Source organism: Pseudarthrobacter sp. TE9888 (assembly GCF_056279345.1).
Window position 1 is genome coordinate 29687 of record NZ_JBWBRD010000003.1, and the last position, 18823, is coordinate 48509.

Here is an 18823-nt window from a genome sequence, read left to right on the forward strand (position 1 = left end):
AGCCAAGTTCGAATCATTCCATGACCTCCAGAGCGGGCAGCTGAGCCACGATCTTTACCGTTTCAACTGAAACTGTCACGATGCGTTTGATGAGATCCACGATGTAGCGAGGGTCGCCCACCTCACGGCAGTACTCGTTCGGGTCGTTGATGATCTGCGAGTCTTTGTGCGTGGTGACCTGATAGCGGTCGATGATCCATTCCAGCGCAGACTTTCCGTTGACCTGATAGTCATAAGCTTCGTCTGGGATCCCAGCCAGAGTGATCCGCTCGTTGTAGATGATGTTTGAGCGGTCCTTTCGGGAGCCGAAAGACAGCTTGTTCACGCGGTAGAAGTCGTAATCGTCGCCGCCGGAGACGCCCTTGATGATCTCCTGCAAAGCGTATGGCTTCACTGTTTCGTAGTTAAGGTGCAGTTCCGCGAGAGCTCTGCCGGCCTGGCTATAGCCCCAGAAGTCTTTGACCTTGGGAATGCGCGGGAGCATCTTCAGTAGGTCCGACTTGTACTGCTCCTTGTACGTTGGGCTGTGCAAAACGCCATAGACGTAGTAGAAGATATCCTCCTTGTCTATAGCGGAGTCTTCATAGAAGCCGCGATAACTCGTCAGCGTCGCATCTGTGATGTTGTCTTTCCGCCGGTAACCGTCAACGATGTCTTCAGCGTCCGTGAAAAGCTCACCTTGTGTGTTGGCCGCGACAGGTTCATAGGTATACAGGCTGAAGCATTGAGCGTTGTGGATGGTGTGAAGATCGGGCAGGAACTGACCGATCAGAGCGCAGAACGGCTTCTGGGCGCCCACCCCTGTCGCCTGAATGTAGATATTGCGATGTTTAGGCGTGGGAAACAGTTTCGGAAGCTGGTAAATCATGTCGTTCATTGCCCGACTAAAGTAGGCAGTCTGGGCAGTAAAGGGGCGGTAGTTAGATCTGACCAAACCTGTGGGGTCAAAAGCATGCGCCTTGCGGGCACGAAGGTCGTTTAGAAGGCCGCGGTTCCAGCTAACTCGAGTCGGGTCTGGATTCGGTGAAGTGGAGGCAACAGCACGATCTGATTCATAGTTGTCGATCATCCGACGCATATTCGCCTCAACAGCAGACGCGGAAAAGTTGTAGCACCAGGCGTCCCGGTTCGTTTTGAGCCCATTCGAGTAGGTTTCGAAGATAGCGGGCGTAGTCGATTTACCTTTGGTCGCCTTGTCACCCATCGGCTGGTAACGGTCGTAGCTTTCATCACGGTGATTGATCCAGTCGCCGTGATCATTTGGCTTGATTGTTTCCCACTCTGTGCCACCGATTGACTGCTCGATCTGTAGGATATCGAGCTTTTGCTCCCGGGTGAGGTAATCGCCAATGTCCCGATACTGAATATCCACAGGACCGGCATGCGCGGAGTTTTTAATCAGGACTGTGATGGCGATAGGCGTGCGGGCGCCGCTTCCGAAGATCTTCCCGCCTTCCTTTCGAGACGTTTCGCCAGACGTGCGCTGGTTGCCCCGGAGGTTGTAGACGAAGATGCGGCTAAATTCGTTCGCAAATGCCTTACGAATCCCGTCTGTCGTAGGTAAGTCAATGAAGCTGCCGTTCGAGACGAAGGCAATTACGCCATCGCTCTCGATGCGGTTAGACGCCCAGCGAATCCCGCGGATGTAGGAATCGTAGAGGTTGTTCTTGTTCGTCGCCGTCGAGAGTGTGGCATAAGTGGCCGCAATGGATTCATCCAGGACGGGGTACTTCTGGTTTTGGTTGTTGTCGTTGGCACTGGCCTGCCCGGCGGAATATGGAGGGTTCATCACAATGACGCGGATGTCCTGGTTCTTCTGCCGTTGAACACGCTCCGAGTTCTCCGGGAAGACCACAGAGTCGAAGGAGCCGTCTGATTCGTTGAGCTGGAAGGTGTCAGTCAGCGCGATTCCGTCGAAGGGCATATAGCCGTGGCTAAGACCATGCTTAGCCGACTCTTCCGCAAAAACCGTCTCAATATTGATAGCGGCGATGTAATAGCTGAGCAGGACAATCTCGTTGGCGAAGAGTTCCTGGGTGTATTTGCGGTAGAGGTCCTCAGGCTTGATTAGTCCGGATTGCAGCAGCCTGGTCACGAACGTTCCTGTGCCAACGAAGGGTTCCAGGATGGAGACCCCCTCATCGGAGAGAGACTTGCCGAACTCTAGTCGCAAGGCGGCGTCGGCTGACCGCAGAATGTAATCCACCACCGGCACCGGCGTGAATACAATGCCAAGCCTATCTGCCACGCGAGGGAAGGCATTGCGGAAGAAGTTGTCGTAAAGCTCCAGGATGATTTTCTGCTTTGCCGCGGCGTTATCGATTGACTTCACGCGGGCGCGGACTGAGTCATAGAACTTTTCCAGCCCGGTACGTTCCTTTTCGAAGGCCGAGTTCTCGTCCAACTGGTTCAGGATGTTCTGCATTGCCAGCGAAACCGGGTTGTGCTCAGTAAAATTCGAGTCCGCGAACATTGCGTCGAACACCGGTTTGGTCACTAGGTGCTGGGCGAGCATTTCAACGGCCTGAGCCTCGTCGATCTCTGGATTCAGGTTCTCTCGCAGGCCCTGGATGAAGTCATCAAAGGCTTTGCGGTGCTCCGGATCAGCCCCCGCCAGGAGATTATTGATGAGCGTGATGTGCTTGTTGGCGATGGCCGCGATGTCCTTGGACCAGTCTTCCCAGTACATGCGGTTTCCGCATTTGTCCACGATCTTGGCGTAGACGGAGTCTTTCCATTCTTCGGCAGGGAATTGAAGCTGCGGCTGCACGAATTCGGGATCCGCCTTTTGGTTGTCACCGTTGCCATCACCTGCATGTTCTCCGGCACTTCTGCCCACGTTAGTGCGGGCTTTCTTCTTTGATGACAGGTCCACGGTGTCTACGAGAATGGATTCGGGTGCTTTGGCGTTGAGTTCGATCTGGTTGATGGCGGCGTCCATGCGCTCATCGTGTGCTCGGAGAGCTTGGAGGACCTGCCAGACGACTTTGTAGCGGTTGTTGTCCCTGAGCGCCTCCGAGGTCGACATCCCCTCGGGAATTGCGATGGGCAGGATGATGTAGCCGAATTGTTTGCCTTTGGCGATGCGCATGACCCGTCCGACGGCTTGGATGACGTCGACCATAGAGTTGCGCGGGTTCAGGAACAGGACGGCGTCCAGGGATGGGACGTCCACGCCTTCGGTGAGGCAGCGGGCGTTGGTGAGGATCCTGCAGACTGGCTGGTCTGCGGGGCTGTCGAGATCCTCTTTAAGCCAGTCCAGCCGTTCGGCGCGCGTGATGGCGTTGAAGCCACCATCTACGTGCTTAACTTCGACTCTCAGGTCGTCCGTGGGGTCATCGTTGTCCAGGTTGGTCAGGTGCACGCGTACCAGTTCTTCGAACTCCGATTCGACGAGCTTGGAGGATTTGATGTCCCTGTTGAACGCCACGGCCCTTTTCATTGGTGCTAGGTCATTACCGAAGGACACCTCGTGGGCGCCTGAGCGTCGTTTGGCCAGTCCATTCCAGCAGCCGATGAGCTTGGCGACTTCGTCGATTTGCAGTTCCATGTTCGAATCGGCCAGTTGGTCCTGGAAGCTGGAGACCACTTGCGTCTCGTCCACGCCAAGAACCAGGACCTTGTAGTCGGTGAGCAGTTTCTTGGTGACAGCTTCACCGAAGCCGATCCGGTAGAACACCGGCCCATACATGGTCTCGTCGTCCATGGAGCACAGGATCGCATCGCGCTCCAAGGCCTTGTTTTTGGTGTCGTCGTTGAACAGGCGCGGTGTGGCCGTCATGTATAGGCGCTTGGCCCCGGCGACGACGTCGTTGCGGTGGACCTTGACGAAGTGGGAGTCCTCAGTGCCGGCCAGGGTGGCGCCGGTGGTGCGGTGGGCCTCGTCGCAGATGATCAGGTCAAAGTCCGGCAGGCCGGCCTTCTGTGCTTGGGATACGGCATCGATGGACTGGTAGGTGGAAAACACCACCGTCATTCCCTCGTCCAGCTCCCTAGTGCCCATTGCCTCGAGCAGCGTAGCGCCATCCGTGGTGGCCGGGATCTGCAGGTCGTGGATTGCCACATCGGTGAAGTCGGAGTTCTTCTGCCGGCCAACCTTCGTGTCCGAGCAGACGGCATAGGCGTGCATCGTCTGCGTCGCCTCGTCCGACCATTCTTTTAGCGACTGCGACATCAGCGCTAGGGAGGGAACGAGGAAGAGGACCCTGACGTGGGTTTCCTGCTCCGCGAGCCGCTCGGCAATCTTCAGCGCGGTGAAAGTCTTGCCGGTGCCGCAAGCCATGATGAGCTTGCCGCGGTTGCTGGTTTCAAACCCCTTCAGCGCGGCATTGACGGCCTCATGCTGGTGAGTGCGCAGCTGTTTTTTGTCATGCAGCCTGGGCGCCTTAGAGGGGTCCGTCAGCTCGTAAGTGGCCCAGTCGATGTTGGAATTACGGAAGTCTGTGAGCCCGATGCGCTGGATAGGGATGTGCTGGTTGTCCAGCATCTCCTCGGCGTTCGGAGACCAGTCCCGGCCCGTCGTATCCACGATGAGCCGGTGTGTGAACGGCGGCTTCCCCGACGCGGAGATGAACGAATCAATATCCGACTTCTGAATCCGGTGCCCCTCGGCGTAAAACTTACACTGGATGGCCGTGAAACCCCCGTCCTGGCGCTCGGCCACCAGATCAATGCCGTTGTCCTTCTTGCCGTCACGGTCCGGCCAGTCCCGCCACAACCACACGTTGCGATACTGCGGAGCCTGAACTCCGTCCGTCCCTAGGTACCGGCCAACAAGCTGTTCGAAGTAGTTGCCTTTCATCCTCTCGGAATCCGCAAGCTCACGGTACGAATTAAGGAGTACATCGAACGTCGTTGCCAAGAGAGTAACCCCCGAGAAGAGAAGCAGGTGAAGTCGGCATGAACCGGCGCCTCTGATCATATGGTCTTCCACGTCTCGCTCGTGGTTCTAGGCCATTTTGCGGCCGACACTAGACCGCCGACTCCTACCCCATAAGCGGTCGTTTTTGACTGTTCGAGATAACGGGACTTCACCGCAGATCGCCACGCCGCGGGCAGGTCCGGAGCGTCCAATCGTCATTGGTAGTGTTCGGATCATGTTCAATCTCGACTCCCCGTACGCCGAACCTGGGTTCGACGCGTGGAAGCAAGGGCTAGCAGCATTGCCACCTGCGGAGGTCTTGATCCGTAATGCGGAGCCGACAGCGCAAGACGGCACCTGGATGCGATGGATGCAGGCAGACTGCGAGGCAATCAACATTCACTCTGCCGAGTACAACGCATCCAAAATTGGTCAGCAACATGTTTTGCTCGCAGAAATCGCTGATTATCCTGTGGGCTTTTGTTGTGTGCTCGCGGGCCGACCCAACTCGGAACCGCTGTTCATTCAGCTGGTTGCAGTAGTTCCCTCTGCCAGGCGACGAGGCGTAGGGCTCGCGCTCCTCAACGCGGCCGCCGGGTCGCAGCCACAACGCGATATCGCGATGGCCACCCTCGACGACAACATCGCGGCGCGAAGGTTAAATGCGCGTTTCGCGCAATCGAACGGTGGGAACATTCAGCGTGTTCCCGTCAGCCGGTTTCGGCCGTCCGACTTAGGATTCGCTCGAGGTGAGCGTCACCGTCCGTGGATCATCTACCGTCAACAGGCTGATTGACGGGCCGTGGTGTTCACCAAGTGCATCCGGGCTGTTGTCCTGCAACACTGAACCATGCTTACTCTGACCGTCCTTGAGCAGATGGACTTCGAAGAATCGAGGAATCTTTGGACGATGGAAATGCATGACGCCGCCGCGCATGTCCCGTACCAGGTGATGTCGCAACGGCAGCTCAAGCCTGGGTCCAAGAAGGCGAAGCGGCACGCTGCCCGGAGTGCCCGTTGATGGGCGTGGAAGTGGGAGTCCGGCAAGCGGTACGTGAAGACCAGGAAGCCATTGGTAGGCTCATTTCCCCTTGGGACCGGGACAACGGGTGGAGGTACCAGAAGGGGCGTGGACGGGTCAGTGAGCGTGAGTTCGTGGCTGAGGATGTGGACGGGATACTCGGGTGGATTTCCGGGAGCCATCACTCGGGGGCCTGGGGGAATCTCGCAGCGTATGAGCGCCGTCCTGAGTCTTGGGCCTGCTCTTACATAGTGAAGTTGTACGTGGATTCGCAGAGACAGCCCGGCGGTGTGGGAAGCCTGCTCTTGGGAGCTTTTGAGGCCGACGCCATGCGTGCGGGGCGGGACCTCGTGGTGGTTCATCCGGACGAGACCGGGGACATAGAGAGGCTTGTACAGTTTTACCGCAACAACGGATACAACTTTATGGAGCCCAGCAGGGCTCATTCGATGAGACCCGCATGGCTGATGGCGAAGACGCTCCGATAGGTAGGTGCAATGGAGGATCCACTTCCGGACTGCAGCATCCGTCAGATAGCGCTGTGAAAACGCCGCCATTTATCGCCGTCAGTGGAGGCGGCCTGCTGGCAACCTAGCTCGGCGCGTAGGTTGCCAGCAGGCTTTGCTCATGCTGCTGCGCGGTACCGGTCGGCTACGAACCTGCGGAAGATTTCCACCAGGTCGTCCCCGGCACTTTCGGCCCTGAGTGTGACCACCCGGTTGGTGTCACGGCCGCGGCCCAGGCCCTGCTGTGTCTTCAGGCGGTCCTTCGGCGTCTTGATGATCTTTCCATCTCCGGTCACGACGGACTGTTCGTCTTGAACATAAGACAGGACGCTGGTTTCGTAGAACCGCCCCGCGTGCATCAGCAGCGTGTCCCGGACCCAATTTGCGGGAATGAGAAGCAGCGGCTTCCCGTCCACGAGCGGCAGTGTCACCGTTTTCTGGGTCCATGTCCGGTTGTTCGCGTCCCAGACCTGGCGCTGGAAGCTTCCCACTTTGTGTGACGCGGCGGTGAACTCGGGGAACCGCACAAGCATGTCGGCGGTGAAGTCTGCCAAAGGCCCGAAGACGATGCGAGTCGTGATGTCCGACGTAATGTCGCTGCCTACACCTTCGACGAACAACGGCAGCTCCTCGACGTGCTTGAGGACGCCGACCCGCAGAAGCACTTCGAGGTCCGTACACATCGCGTCCCAAATCCATGAACCGACGTCGTCGGACCCGCCATGGCCGGCGAAACCGCTCGCGGCCATGCCGAGCCGCGTCTCCCAGGGCTCTTCGAAGTGCTTCAGCAGATTCTGTGCGTGATTCCGCGCAGCTGCATCAGCAGACATAGCCCCGCGACTGACCGTGTCGAAGAACGTGTCGAGGCACTGAACAGCGTCCGACGCATACGGCTGTGGCGCGGCCGACAACCGTGTGACATGTGCATCCAAGACCTTGGGATTGTCGCAATCGACATCAAGGTTGGCGAACGGAACTGGACGGTTGATCTGAAAATGATCAGTGATAGAAGTCCCCATAGTCGGGTACTCCTTTCCCCCAGCGCACGGCTGGGTACACGAGGGAATCCGAAGCCTCGTCGTCCATTGGAGGCGACAACTCGGCCAATCTCGTGTAGAGTCTTAAAGCAGTCCGCCAGACTACTTCTCGACCCTGCCCGGGATCGACGCTCATGGGAGCGTTTTTCGGGTGGGGTGTTCGTGTTTAACAACCCACTCTCTTAAGTATACAGGATGGAATAACCCCACCTGCAGCTGTAAGGCCCTCAGAGGGGGCTGGAAGGCTCTGAGGGTACCGCGCGGTCCCTACCGCGCGGAGCGCACTCAACGAGCTCAGAGGGCCGCGGGGGGCCGTTCAGGAAATAACATCCCTGTAATTCTGGGGTTTTTTGGCGAACACCCTACCGCAGGCGCGTCCTGGACGGTACGGGAACTTCAGCCCAAAAAGTTTTTATGTCATATTTCGTAACAATACGGATTTCCCAATATTTCTCTCGCCATTTCCTGATATTGGCTCTTCCGTATGGGGTGGAGAGGGTCCTCAGGATAGTGAGAGGACGGTTAGCTGAACGGTCGCGTTGGAATGGAGATTGCATCGCGGCAAGACGAAGGGCCGGCGCTATTCGCGCCGACCCTTCCTGGGTTTCCCTCTGCAAAGGAAATCTGTGTTTCAGCGTAGCTGAGTTGTTGTGGTGCTGCCACGGGGCTGGGAATCGTCGTTGGTCCTGGTCCCGCGAGGAATGGTTTTTAGGGCTTGTGTCGCGTTGAGCTGCGGTCCGCCGCTGGTGAGTGGTCGCTGTGGTTCGCCCTGGGCGGCGGACCGCCCGACCTCTGGAAGGTTCCCTGGCCCTCCTGTGGTGATTCGGTTGGGGGGCCTGTGCCGGGCGGCGTTCAGGATCCGCCCCCGGCACAGGGGTCATGGCTTACCCGGCCGCCTCTGCCTTTTCGCCGCTGTCGATGATGATCTGTTCGACCTCACTTGCCGTGTATCCCCAGAGGACCAGCTGGTTCAGGTAGTCCCGGTGAGTTTGGCTGGGTGAGCGCCACGAGTCTTTCTGGATGGTCTTTTCGTATCCTGCGCAGATCAGGGCGATCAGGGAGAACTCGGGCCGGGCGGTGGTGTTGGCGACGTGGTCGCGGAGGAGGTTCCAGCCCCAGCGTCCGTTCTTGTCTTCGGTTTTGGCTCCGATCATGTCCGCGGCGACTTCGCCTTGGTAGCCGCTGGCGGTTTCGGGGTGGTGGGTGATGGCGTGGACGGTGAAGTACTGCCAGCCTTTGGGTGCCTGCTTGCGGGCCAGGAGGTTCTTCACGAACTCACGCCGGACGACACCAGCGGATTCCATGGCCTTGTTGTTGGCGATCAGGTACTTCCGCTCTGCTTTCTGTTCCTCTGTCATTGGACCGGATTGTGCCTGGCGGCCGCCGTCGTAGCGTTCGTGTCGCGGGGTGAAGCCGAGTTCCTTCCATCCGTTGATGACGGGTTTGGCGGAGTGGTGGCCTTGCCAGTTGCGCTGGAGGACGTAGGCGTTAGCGTCGTCCTCGGTGGCGGGTTCGCCATCGGGCCGGTTCGCGGCCGAGACGTACAGGGCTTCTTCGTCGGCGTAGTGGCCCGCGTCCTCCACGATGGTCTTTCCCTGGCCTTCGAGTTCGGCGACCAGTGCGGCGCGGGCGGCGGCGATGTCCCGCTTGTCCCGCAGGCGCTGGGTGACGTGCAGGAGCATGTCGGGTTCGTCGGCGAGGACTGATTCAAGTTCCTCGGTCGCGTCGGGGTCGTCTTCAAATTCAGCCAGAATCAGGGCCTCTTCGATGGTGCATCCCCGGCCCAGGGCGGCGTCCCCGGCGGTGGTGGACTTGGCTTTCAGCGCGTCCTCGACGGTGATCTTGGTCCGCCCGGTTTTCTTGGCGATCTGAGCCGCTGACACGCCGATCAGGGAGAGCTGGTGGTAGGCCTCGGCCTCGTCCGCCTCGGTCAGCGCGGAGCGTTGGATGTTCTCGACCACCTGGGTGACGATCCGTTCCGCTTCCTCGGGGCTTTCGGTGACCATGACCGGGATCTCGGGGCGTTCGGCCTCGACGGCGGCGCGGGTGCGGCGCTGTCCCATCAGGACGTGCACGGTGCCGTCGTCCTTGCGGTGTGCAATCACGGGCTCGAGTACGCCGTGTTCTTTGATGCTGGCCACGAAAGCCGGGGTCAGCGCAACGTCCTTGCGGACGTTGATGTCGATGGTCAGGGTCTTGGGGTCGAGCATTTCCAGCGTGGGTGTGGTGTTCATGTTTTGGTCCTTTTGCAGAGGAATGTGGTGGGTGGGGCGACCAGTGGTGACCGGCCAGCTTCCCCTCTCCCCCCGTTGTTTTTTGGCTGCTGGCGGAGCTTTGCGGAGCTGTGCCCGACGGAGGCCCGTCTACCCGAAGGGCAAAGGGCGGGAAATTCCTGGAGGAAATAAGCGACGCAGGAGCGCCGGAAGGAAATTCCTGGCCTGCAGGCCCCGACGAAGGAGGGGCTAGACGGGGTGGAGCGGGCACGTACGATCCGAAGGACAGCAGCCAAAAAACGTCGTAGACACACCAGGGCCAGGGACGGCGGAGCCGGCACTGGACCCAACAGCCGGCCGCGCCAGCGGACGACCATCAGTGCGAGCTCTGCGAGCACCATCTTTGTCCAGCAGCCTGTTGGACTTTTACCGGTGCCGGCCAGGTACCTGCGGCGGGTCCGGGGCGGCGAGGTGATGATCGTCAGGCTTTTCGGGATTGGCGGGCCGTCGCCGGTGACCACGGCGGCAGCTGCACCGTTGCGGCGGCCCGCCCGGACCTGGTCCTAAGGACAGGTGGCCGGGAGCTGTCCGTTTCCCGGCCACCTGTCAGGGTCTTAGGCGGAGAGTTGGGCGTCGAAGAGGTCTTCGGCGAGCCCGACAAGGTAGTGGGGGACGTCGGTCTCTTCGCCATGGGTGCCTTGACCCAGGAAGACCACGTCTCCGCAGAAGATGTCGTTCAGGTAGAGCCCTGTTTCGCGGAAGAGGTGTCCTGCGCGGATGTTTGCGGGCAGGTTGATGATCTTCCCTTCCTCGTTGAGGTAGGCGTGCCATTCGCCGCGGGTGATGGCTTCGATGTTGCCTTCGACCAGTGCCTGCAGCGTGGGCAGGGATGGGGCGATGGTTTCGGTGCGGACGGGCTGGGACAGCCGGGCCGGGACGATCAGGGCAGTGCAGGTCGTGCTCATGGTCATGCTCCTTTGGAGAAGTTTGGGGGCTGTACTGCCCGGCCTGTAGCCGGGCAGCACAGCGTTGGTGGTGGTTAGGCCGCGTCCTGGGCGACGTAGGGCATCCGGTACCGGCTGGGCAGTTCCGCTGCCGCCTCGGGCAGGTCCGCCGGGCCGTGGGCCTGCCCGTTCTTCCAGTGGAAGAATGCCTGCTCGGTGATCGCGTCCCAGTACCGGGCTTTGGTCCGGTAGTAGGTGGTTTTCACGTCGCCCTCGCAGTAAGTGGCGATACCGAAGAGGTTGCCGATGGAATCGGCGGTGCGAATGACGGCGACCATGACGTAGGGCCAGTTGCCAAGGTCCCAGCCCTCGCTGCCCCAGCTGGGGATGACGGTCCAGCCGTGTTCGGCGATGAGGTCCATCCAGTCGTAGCCGCCGTTCGCGTGGTAGTCGCGCAGCACCGGGGCGTCGGTGATGACTTCGCCGGTGTCGGCGGTGGTCACCGTCTCGGTGGTGATTGCGTTCATGGTGTTGCTCCTTTTGCAGAGGAATGGTGGGCGGGGCGACCAGTGGTGACCGGCCAGCTTCCCCTCTCCCCCGTTGTTTTTTGGTTGCTGGCAAGCTTGCTTGCTCGGCGGCCGACGGAGGCCCGTCTACCCGAAGGGCAAGGACGGGAAAATCCTCGGAGGAAATAAGCGAGGAACGAGCGCCGGAGAGGAATTTCCGGGCCGCAGGCCCCGACGAAGGAGGGGCTAGACGGGGTGGAGCGGACGCCTAGAATCCGGAGGACAGCAACCAGAAAACGTCGTAGACACACCAGGGCCAGGGACGGTGGAGCTCTGCGGAGCCGGCACTGGACCCAGCAGCCGGCCGCGCCAGCGGACGCCCATCAGGGTGCAGCGCAGCGGAACCCCCAGCGCGCCCCGCGCGCTGGTCCTGCGTAGGGTGAGGGCATGAATGACCCGTCAGCGCAGCGTCCCAGCGATAGTAGCGGGCGCCCACGAACGGGGCCGGACTATTCACGGATTCAGCGGCGCCTGGCATTGGTTTTCACTGCCGCCGCAGCTGCCTGCTGGGTGCTGGTGGCGGCGGACCTGGTTGTAGGACGGCCGACCGGTGGCGATGTTTTCATCGCCGCGCTCAACACTCTCGCGGCTGCAGCGCTCTGGTGGATGGCTGCCACCAGCCGTCGGAGATAAGGGAAAGGCCGGCACTTGTGTGCCGGCCATTCCGGGGTTTTCCCTCTGCAAAGGAAATCTATGGGCGCGGCGTCGTTACCGCGGGTGTCACTGCTCGTCGAGCCGGTGATCTTTGACAGGTCGGTCTACAGGGCCTACGACAGGCCCTGCGGTCAACAAGCTCAGTTCCAGGATGTCTTCGAGCGGGCTCGCATCCGGGGCAACGGTATCGTCTTCGGTCATGCGGAAGGGATCGGCCACGTGCGGGGCTCCTTGGCTGTGTGGGGGACGGCGGTGTCCTTTCACAGTATCGGCTGTTCCTGCGGTCCGGCTGGAAGTGGCGGCGCCCGCGGCAGCGTCCAACGCGGCCGGAGGAGCCCTGGCGGGGGAGGCCGCCGCGCACCTGAAAAACCAAAACAGTAGGCCGAACCCCTTGCGTGTGGGGTCCGGCCTACCTTGGTTTAGCGGCTCAGTTGGCGGTCATAAGCCTTCTTCGGGTCGCGGGTGCAGTCGGCGAGCAGGCCGCGGTTGACCAGTTCGGCCAGCAGTTCCGCGAGCCGGTATTCGGCCACGTCATCGAGGGCGAGCTTGAAGTAGCGGGCGGCGAAGCTGGATTTTCCTTTGAGCCATTCCAGCCAGCCGATCAGGCACAGCATCGGGGCGCGCTGGCCTTCCGGGGTGGTCTTCATCAGCTCGAACGCGACTTCCTGGGCGGTGTCCACGCGGGCCCAGTCCGGTCGGGCAAGGAAGACGCCCAGCATGACGGAAGTGAACTGCTCGGGCGCGTGCGGGACGATGTCACCCATCATGTAATCCCGGATGGTGGGGTGCTGCAGGGCTCCTGCGAGCTGGTGCGCGGTTTCGGTGGTCAGACTCTTGGGGTCATCGAGTACCTTCGCCCACACGGCACGGCTGGCTTCGAGGTCTTCGGGCCAGCCGTCGGGCTTGTGCGCGGCAATGGCCTCGCGGGCCGTCTCATCGCCGGTGAATGGTGCCGGGGCGGTGAAACCGGTGACGACACTCCCCCGGTAGATCAATGCGGCGTTGCCGTTGCTCGTGGTGATGGCATCCAGGGACTGGTTAGGGCAGCAGCTCGTGTCCGTGCAGTGGTAGTTCCGCCACAAGTCGGAAGTCACCAGCCACGCGTCCTGCAGGGGCATCCCGGCGGTCTCCAGCTCGATCCGCAGTGCCTCCACATGCTCGGAGTAGGAGTTGGGGTTCTCATCGGTGTAGATGACCAGCAGGCTGCCGGTGGCGGCTTCGTCGGCGGTCAGGTAGCTGACGAGGGTCTGGGCGTAGCCAACCGGGTCCTGCCCGAACGGGGCGTCCACGCGCAGGGTCGCACCGAGCTTGTTGCCCTGCACGGTGAGGGCGACAAAGGACTCCGCGGGGGTCTGTCCCAACGTGTGCGGGATGAAGGCCAGGACATCGGCGGGGCCGGTGAACTTGATGGACTCGTTCATGGTGTTGCTCCTTTTGCAGAGGAATGTGGTGGGTGGGGCGACCAGTGGTGACCGGCCAGCTTCCCCTCTCCCCCCGTTGTTTTTTTGGCTGCTGGCGGAGCTTTGCGGAGCTGTGCCCGACGGAGGCCCGTCTACCCGAAGGGCAAAGGGCGGGAAATTCCTGGAGGAAATAAGCGACGCAGGAGCGCCGGAAGGAAATTCCTGGAGGAAATAAGCGACGCAGGAGCGCCGGAAGGAAATTCCTGGCCTGCAGGCCCCGACGAAGGAGGGGCTAGACGGGGTGGAGCGGGCACGTACGATCCGAAGGACAGCAGCCAAAAAACGTCGTAGACACACCAGGGCCAGGGACGGCGGAGCCGGCACTGGACCCAACAGCCGGCCGCGCCAGCGGACGACCATCAGTGCGAGCCCTGCGAGCAAGTAGCAGAAGAGGACCGACGCCACAGCGCCGGTCCTCTTCATTGTTCAATCCGCCTTAGGTTTCCTGGTCCTTCCGGGTTTTGGAAGTGGCGCGGTAGGCGGTGATGGAAGCACCAAGTGCTGCCAGGGAGAGCACGAAGTTGATGATGGTCAGTGGTTCCATGAGGGTTTCCTTATCGTTGAGCAGGACTTAGTCTGGGAAGGAGCCGGTGGCCGCAGCCTTGCGGTTACGACCACCGGGTTCGTAGCTACACCTACTTCCTTGCTTTACGCTTACGCTTCCGAGTTGCCGCTCGGGAGCGTTTGCCCGTTAAGAGCGCGTTCCGCGTGGAAAGCAGAGCGATGAACGCTGTCGCCAGGCTCACGACCGACGTCGTGAGCCTGAGCAGTTCGTCGATGCTCATGTAGCCACCTCCTTCCTGCCCCGCCGAGCGAGGCCCCCACTGTCGCAGCCGGTCGAGGGTGGGCCGTCAACCCCGAGGAGCGACCGGGTAATCCCGCGAAATGAGGGAGCGCAGCGACCGCGCGGGACTGCCCGGGCGCGTGGGTTGACGGATCGGGCCCCCGGACGGCTACGATCAGTGGCCTTGGACGGAGAACAACCCAGCCACATGTAAGGCAAAACAACGCTTTACAGTCCGCAGCGCAGCGCAGGACCGGTTCCTGGGTGAGCACAGCGGAACCCAGGGCTTGAGGGAACGGGTTATGCCCACTGGCGGGCAGGTGGAGCCCTCCGCACAGCTCAAAGCTGTCCCCATTGGGTATAACCCGTTCCTTTTGGTGCCCGTGTCCGAGCTCGGGGGTAGGATTACCTGATCGAACATATATTCGAATAAAGGTGTGTTGTGGGCGTTATTGTCGGTCCCCGTGTGATAGATGCGGGAGTTTCGTTGTTGTCGGTGCTGGTCTCTCCGGTGCCGGTCGCGGCGGGTTTTCCGTCGCCGGCGCAGGACTACTTTGACGGCCGACTGGACCTGAACGCGCACCTGATCAAGGACGTCACGAGCACCTATGTGGTGCGGGTGTCCGGGGAGTCCATGGAGGGCGCCGGAATCAGCGACGGGGACGAGCTGATCGTCAACCGGGCACTGGAACCACACGACGGGTGTGTGGTCGTGGCAGTGCTGGACGGGGAGCTGACGATTAAGCGGCTGCGCATCACCACCACGGGCGTGGTGCTGCAGGCAGAGAACCCGGCTTACCCGGACATCGAAGTGCCGGCCCTGTCCGACCTGACTATTTGGGGCGTCGCGACCCGATGCCTCCACCACGTTTAGGACCGGGCGATGTCTAAGCCGGCGTTGATGCGCCGTATGCCGCAGATCGCTCACGTGGACGTGAACTGTTTTTACGCCTCCGCGGAGCGGGCGTTCGACCCTTCACTGGAGGGAAAGCCGGTGATCGTGCTGTCCAACAATGACGGGTGCGCTGTCACCCGCTCCCCCGAGGCCAAAGCCCTGGGCATCGCCATGGGCGAGCCGTGGTTCAAGCTCGCCCCCAGGGCGAAGGAATGGGGCCTGGTCGCGCTGTCCAGCAACTACGAGCTGTACGGGGACATCAGTGCCCGGGTGATGGAGCTGCTGGGCCGGCACTCGGCCTGGCTGGAGGTTTACAGCATCGACGAGGCCTTCCTGGGCGTCAAAGGCTCGCCGGCGGAGCTTTTGGCGATTGGCCGGTCCATGAAGGCCGCGGTCCGGCGGAATGTCGGTGTGCCGGTCTGTGTTGGGATCGCGCCGACGAAGACGCTGGCGAAGCTCGCCAACAAGTGGGCGAAGAACAATAAGGCCTTCGGCGGGGTGTGCCACTGGGACTCCGTCCCCGCTGCGGAGCGGGAGGCCCTGCTGGGCCAGCTGTCCGTGGAGGAAGTGTGGGGCATCGCCGGGCGGCTGACCAGGCGGCTGAACGTGATGGGCATCTTCACCATCGCCGACCTGGTCCGGGCCGACCCGGTCGCGATCCGGGACAAGTTCAACGTGGTCATGATGCGGACCGTCCTGGAACTGGGCACCCCTTGCATCCCGATGGAGGAGGAACGGATCGGGCGGGACCAGCTGATCTTTTCCCGGTCGTTCGCCAAACCCATCACCACGGCCGCCGGGATCCGGCAGGTCATGAGTGTGTACGGGCAACAGGCCTCGGCGCGGCTGGCCAAGCACGGGCTGCAGGCAAAGGTCCTGACCGCGTTCGCCGGTACCTCGCACTTCAACCCCAGCGACACTTCCTACCCCTCTGTCTCCGTGCCGTTGCCGATGCCCACCGCTGACCCGGTGATCCTGACCAAGGCCGGCCACGCGCTCCTGCCCCGGATTGTCGAGGGCGTCCGGTACGCCAGGGCCGGGATTATGGTCACCGACCTGCGTCCTACGGGGAACCAGGCACCGCTGTCATTGTTCGAGAACCCGCACGAGGAACGCCACATCGGAACCCTGCTTGAAGACGTTACCCGCCGGTACGGCCGCGGGTCCATCGGCCTGGGCCACGGCGGGATCCGGGGCGGGCCCGACTGGACCATGAAACGCGACATGCTCTCCCCCAGATACACCACCCACTGGGACGAACTCCCCCTCGTCAAAGCCGCCTAATCGGCTGCTCTCTGCATCACCCAGGAAGAAAACAAGCACATGACCATCACCCCAGAAGCTCCCACCCTCAAGGCCCCGGTGGACGTCCGGTTCACCACTGCCGGCACTCCCCTGGCCGTCCGCTACGACGGCCAGATTTGGGCTGTGGCGGCCGAGCCGCTGCACTGGTTTACTCGGGACTCATGGTGGGAAACCCGCCGGAGCGTGCCCGTCGGCGTCGGCAATGTTGTGGACATCGAACACTGGCGCGTCCAGGTCCGCCGCACGTCGGACTCACCGCTGCGGACCTTTGAACTGCGCCGCGGTCCCCTCTCTGAGCAGTGGCTGCTGGTATCCGTGACCGAAGGTTAAGGATTCTGCGAAGCGGGCAGCGGCTGTAGAGGGGACCGGTCTTAAATGCCGAAGGCCCCGATCTCCCGGGGCCTTCTAACCAGCCGCCGAAGCCAACTGGGGGTGTGACACCAGACTACCAACAACCGGATCCGACCTTCCAGATCACGGATATCCGCCGGTCGTTGTACGTAGTGTGAGGCTATGGGACCCACAATCCGGTCGGGGGCAGGACTACCGGCAGGCCTTGAACCTCCAGTAAAGGTCGCCCTTGCACGGGCAATCGCCAAGATGCCACGCGGTGACGCATCACACGGACATTTAATGTTTGAACCCAAGTGGGACGGGTATAGATGTGTTGCAGTCAGGAATGACCACGGCGCCACGCTCTGGAGCCGGCAAGGGAAGGAACTGACTGGGTACTTCCCTGAACTCTGTTCAGCGGTCACTTCGGCCGTTCCCCCGGGATGTGTGATCGACGGCGAAGCCGTGATCTGGAGCCAGGGCCGGCTGAACTTCGACGCCCTGCAGCAGCGCCTGGGCGCAGGACCAAGAACCCTGCCAGGGCTGGTCACGGCAGCGCCTGCCAACTACGTAGCTTTCGATATCCTGGCCGTTGCCGGGCACGACGCAAGGGACCTGCCGCTGAGCGGCCGGCGTGCGCTCCTGGAAGAACTCGCCACCGGCTGGGAACCGCCGCTGTCCCTCTCCCCCGCCACTACTGACCGCGGCGTAGCCGAACAGTGGCTCGAAGAGCTGCCCCCTACCGGGATCGAAGGGCTGGTCATTAAAAGCCTGAATCAGGCATACATGCCCGGCGTCCGTTCCTGGTTGAAGCTGAAGCACAGGGAAACCCTAGACATCATCTGCGGCGCTGTGATCGGGCCGATCACCCAACCCTCCGAGGTTGTCGCCGGCCTAATCCTGGACGGCAACCTGAGAATCGTTGGGCGCTCCACACCACTGAAAACGAGGGAAAGCCGAGAACTGGCGCGATGGCTGCATCCCCCATTGGGCGAGCACCCCTGGCCGGCCATAGTGAAAGGTACGGCCTTGGACAGGTTCAACCGGGACAAGGAACCAGTGGCGCTGACACTCGTGGAACCCGTGATTGTGGAGGTCTCCGCCGATACAGCTTGGTCTGGGAGATCCTTCCGGCATCCCTTGCGGATGCTCAGGGCTCGGCCGGAGCTATCCCCTGCCGATGTCGTCCGGCCGGCCCGGATTCACGAGGGTTAGCGATCCGTGCGGATCACAAGGAGGTTCTGGCCCTCTTCCAGAAGCGCGTAGAGGTTTTCCCGTGCTTTCTTCGTACGTGTCGCCTTCGGCCTCGATGTGGTTGTAGCTGCCGTCCGGGTTGGTAATGGTGCCGGTGAGTATCACCGAATGAGCCTATTTCGCCGCAGGATCTGCGGACTCGATAAGCTCCGGTCCGTTGTTGCGCACGCTGTTGACCCGGGAGCTGACGATCCGAGGTGTCAAGGTCGGTTCCGGCAGGGAGTCCAGCAGGTGCTGGATGCCGTCCTTGTCAGTCAGGTCAGGGTCGAGCCATTCCGCGAACCGGTCCCGCGGGATAATGACCGGGGAACGGTCATGGACGTGTCCCAGCGCGTCCTGGGTTGTTGTGGTGAGCACGGTGCAGCTGAGCAGCCACCTTTCTGGGTCATCCTCAGGCAGGGATGGGTCAGCCCACCATTCGTACAGACCGGCGAAGCCCAGCAAGGGCTCCTTCTCGGAGAACAGGTAGTTCGGGATCTTCTTCCCATCCTCAGTTTTCTGCCACTCAAAATATCCTTCGGCCGGGATAATCGCGCGTCGCTTCACAGCAGCCTTTCGGAAGGACGGCTTCTCCAGGATGGACTCGCTGCGGGCGTTGATTAGCTTGGAGCCGATCTTGATGTCCTTTGCCCAGGAGGGGACCAAGCCCCAGCGGGCAATCAGCAGGTGCCGGTCGATGGTGCCCTCATCCAAACGCTCAGCCACGATCGGCACACTCTGGGTTGGAGCCACGTTCCAACTCGGCGGGGGCGGGCTCCCCTCGACCTCTTTAGCTTCAAAGTGGCTCAGAAGGTCTCCGGTGGCTTTGGACATCACGTATCTGCCGCACATGAAGCCATTCTGCCCGAAACATGGGGCCCCTGCCCTCGAACCCGTGCCCACCAACACTCCATGGCCAAGGCCTGCTCGGCGTTGAAAAACAAAAGGCCGTAATCTGTGGGCTATGGGGCAAAGCGATGTTCAGCGGCTGATGAATCAAACGGGAATGAA

General features: G+C 61.4%; 16 protein-coding genes. 7 read left to right on the forward strand and 9 right to left on the reverse strand.

Going from position 1 to position 18823, the window contains the following annotated elements; translation table 11 throughout:
• Window positions 1–13: 13 nt before the first annotated feature.
• Window positions 14–4801, reverse strand: a complete 4788-nt coding sequence (locus ACZ9J7_RS20650; RefSeq protein WP_476211952.1) for a DEAD/DEAH box helicase — start codon at window positions 4799–4801, stop codon at window positions 14–16.
• A 295-nt stretch (window positions 4802–5096) separates the two neighbouring features.
• Here ACZ9J7_RS20650 and ACZ9J7_RS20655 point away from each other — a divergent pair, with 295 nt between their 5' ends.
• The 3 genes from ACZ9J7_RS20655 to ACZ9J7_RS20665 all read left to right on the forward strand — a co-directional run bounded on the left by ACZ9J7_RS20655 (window position 5097) and on the right by ACZ9J7_RS20665 (window position 6370).
• Window positions 5097–5657 (forward strand): GNAT family N-acetyltransferase, encoded by a 561-nt coding sequence (locus ACZ9J7_RS20655; RefSeq protein WP_476211953.1) that lies wholly within the window; start codon window positions 5097–5099, stop codon window positions 5655–5657.
• A 54-nt stretch (window positions 5658–5711) separates the two neighbouring features.
• Window positions 5712–5882 (forward strand): hypothetical protein, encoded by a 171-nt coding sequence (locus tag ACZ9J7_RS20660; protein WP_476211954.1) that lies wholly within the window; start codon window positions 5712–5714, stop codon window positions 5880–5882.
• Between the two features lie 134 nt (window positions 5883–6016).
• On the forward strand, window positions 6017–6370 hold the full coding sequence (locus tag ACZ9J7_RS20665; RefSeq protein ID WP_476211955.1) for a GNAT family N-acetyltransferase: 354 nt from the start codon (window positions 6017–6019) through the stop codon (window positions 6368–6370).
• Window positions 6371–6507: 137 nt separating this feature from the next.
• On the opposite strand, the gene ACZ9J7_RS20670 is transcribed toward ACZ9J7_RS20665, so the two are convergent.
• The 7 genes from ACZ9J7_RS20670 to ACZ9J7_RS20700 all read right to left on the reverse strand — a co-directional run bounded on the left by ACZ9J7_RS20670 (window position 6508) and on the right by ACZ9J7_RS20700 (window position 14047).
• On the reverse strand, window positions 6508–7407 hold the full coding sequence (locus ACZ9J7_RS20670; protein ID WP_476211956.1) for a hypothetical protein: 900 nt from the start codon (window positions 7405–7407) through the stop codon (window positions 6508–6510).
• Between the two features lie 902 nt (window positions 7408–8309).
• Window positions 8310–9659: a ParB/RepB/Spo0J family partition protein gene (locus ACZ9J7_RS20675; protein WP_476211957.1), complete on the reverse strand. Its 1350-nt coding sequence runs from the start codon at window positions 9657–9659 to the stop codon at window positions 8310–8312.
• A gap of 593 nt (window positions 9660–10252) precedes the next feature.
• The gene (locus ACZ9J7_RS20680) at window positions 10253–10603 is read right to left on the reverse strand and encodes a DUF3846 domain-containing protein (protein ID WP_476211958.1); all 351 of its coding nucleotides are present in this window, start codon (window positions 10601–10603) and stop codon (window positions 10253–10255) included.
• A 74-nt stretch (window positions 10604–10677) separates the two neighbouring features.
• Window positions 10678–11109 carry a hypothetical protein gene (locus ACZ9J7_RS20685; protein WP_476211959.1) on the reverse strand — a complete coding sequence of 144 codons (432 nt, stop codon included), beginning with the start codon at window positions 11107–11109 and terminating at the stop codon, window positions 10678–10680.
• A 759-nt stretch (window positions 11110–11868) separates the two neighbouring features.
• The gene (locus ACZ9J7_RS20690) at window positions 11869–12021 is read right to left on the reverse strand and encodes a hypothetical protein (protein WP_476211960.1); all 153 of its coding nucleotides are present in this window, start codon (window positions 12019–12021) and stop codon (window positions 11869–11871) included.
• A 200-nt stretch (window positions 12022–12221) separates the two neighbouring features.
• Window positions 12222–13223 (reverse strand): DUF4192 domain-containing protein, encoded by a 1002-nt coding sequence (locus tag ACZ9J7_RS20695; protein ID WP_476211961.1) that lies wholly within the window; start codon window positions 13221–13223, stop codon window positions 12222–12224.
• Window positions 13224–13897: 674 nt separating this feature from the next.
• The gene (locus ACZ9J7_RS20700; protein WP_476211962.1) at window positions 13898–14047 is read right to left on the reverse strand and encodes a hypothetical protein; all 150 of its coding nucleotides are present in this window, start codon (window positions 14045–14047) and stop codon (window positions 13898–13900) included.
• Window positions 14048–14488: 441 nt separating this feature from the next.
• Between ACZ9J7_RS20700 and ACZ9J7_RS20705 the strand changes: the two genes are divergently transcribed.
• The 4 genes from ACZ9J7_RS20705 (at window position 14489) to ACZ9J7_RS20720 (ending at window position 17794) form a co-directional block, all read left to right on the forward strand.
• On the forward strand, window positions 14489–14920 hold the full coding sequence (locus ACZ9J7_RS20705) for a LexA family protein (RefSeq protein WP_476211963.1): 432 nt from the start codon (window positions 14489–14491) through the stop codon (window positions 14918–14920).
• A 27-nt stretch (window positions 14921–14947) separates the two neighbouring features.
• Window positions 14948–16225, forward strand: a complete 1278-nt coding sequence (locus ACZ9J7_RS20710; RefSeq protein WP_476212009.1) for a Y-family DNA polymerase — start codon at window positions 14948–14950, stop codon at window positions 16223–16225.
• A 39-nt stretch (window positions 16226–16264) separates the two neighbouring features.
• On the forward strand, window positions 16265–16576 hold the full coding sequence (locus ACZ9J7_RS20715) for a hypothetical protein (RefSeq protein WP_476211964.1): 312 nt from the start codon (window positions 16265–16267) through the stop codon (window positions 16574–16576).
• 303 nt (window positions 16577–16879) lie between these two features.
• Complete coding sequence (locus ACZ9J7_RS20720; protein WP_476211965.1) at window positions 16880–17794, forward strand: ATP-dependent DNA ligase; 915 nt, start codon at window positions 16880–16882, stop codon at window positions 17792–17794.
• Between the two features lie 153 nt (window positions 17795–17947).
• Here ACZ9J7_RS20720 and ACZ9J7_RS20725 read toward each other — a convergent pair whose 3' ends face one another.
• Window positions 17948–18664, reverse strand: a complete 717-nt coding sequence (locus tag ACZ9J7_RS20725; RefSeq protein WP_476211966.1) for an SOS response-associated peptidase — start codon at window positions 18662–18664, stop codon at window positions 17948–17950.
• Window positions 18665–18823: the final 159 nt, after the last annotated feature.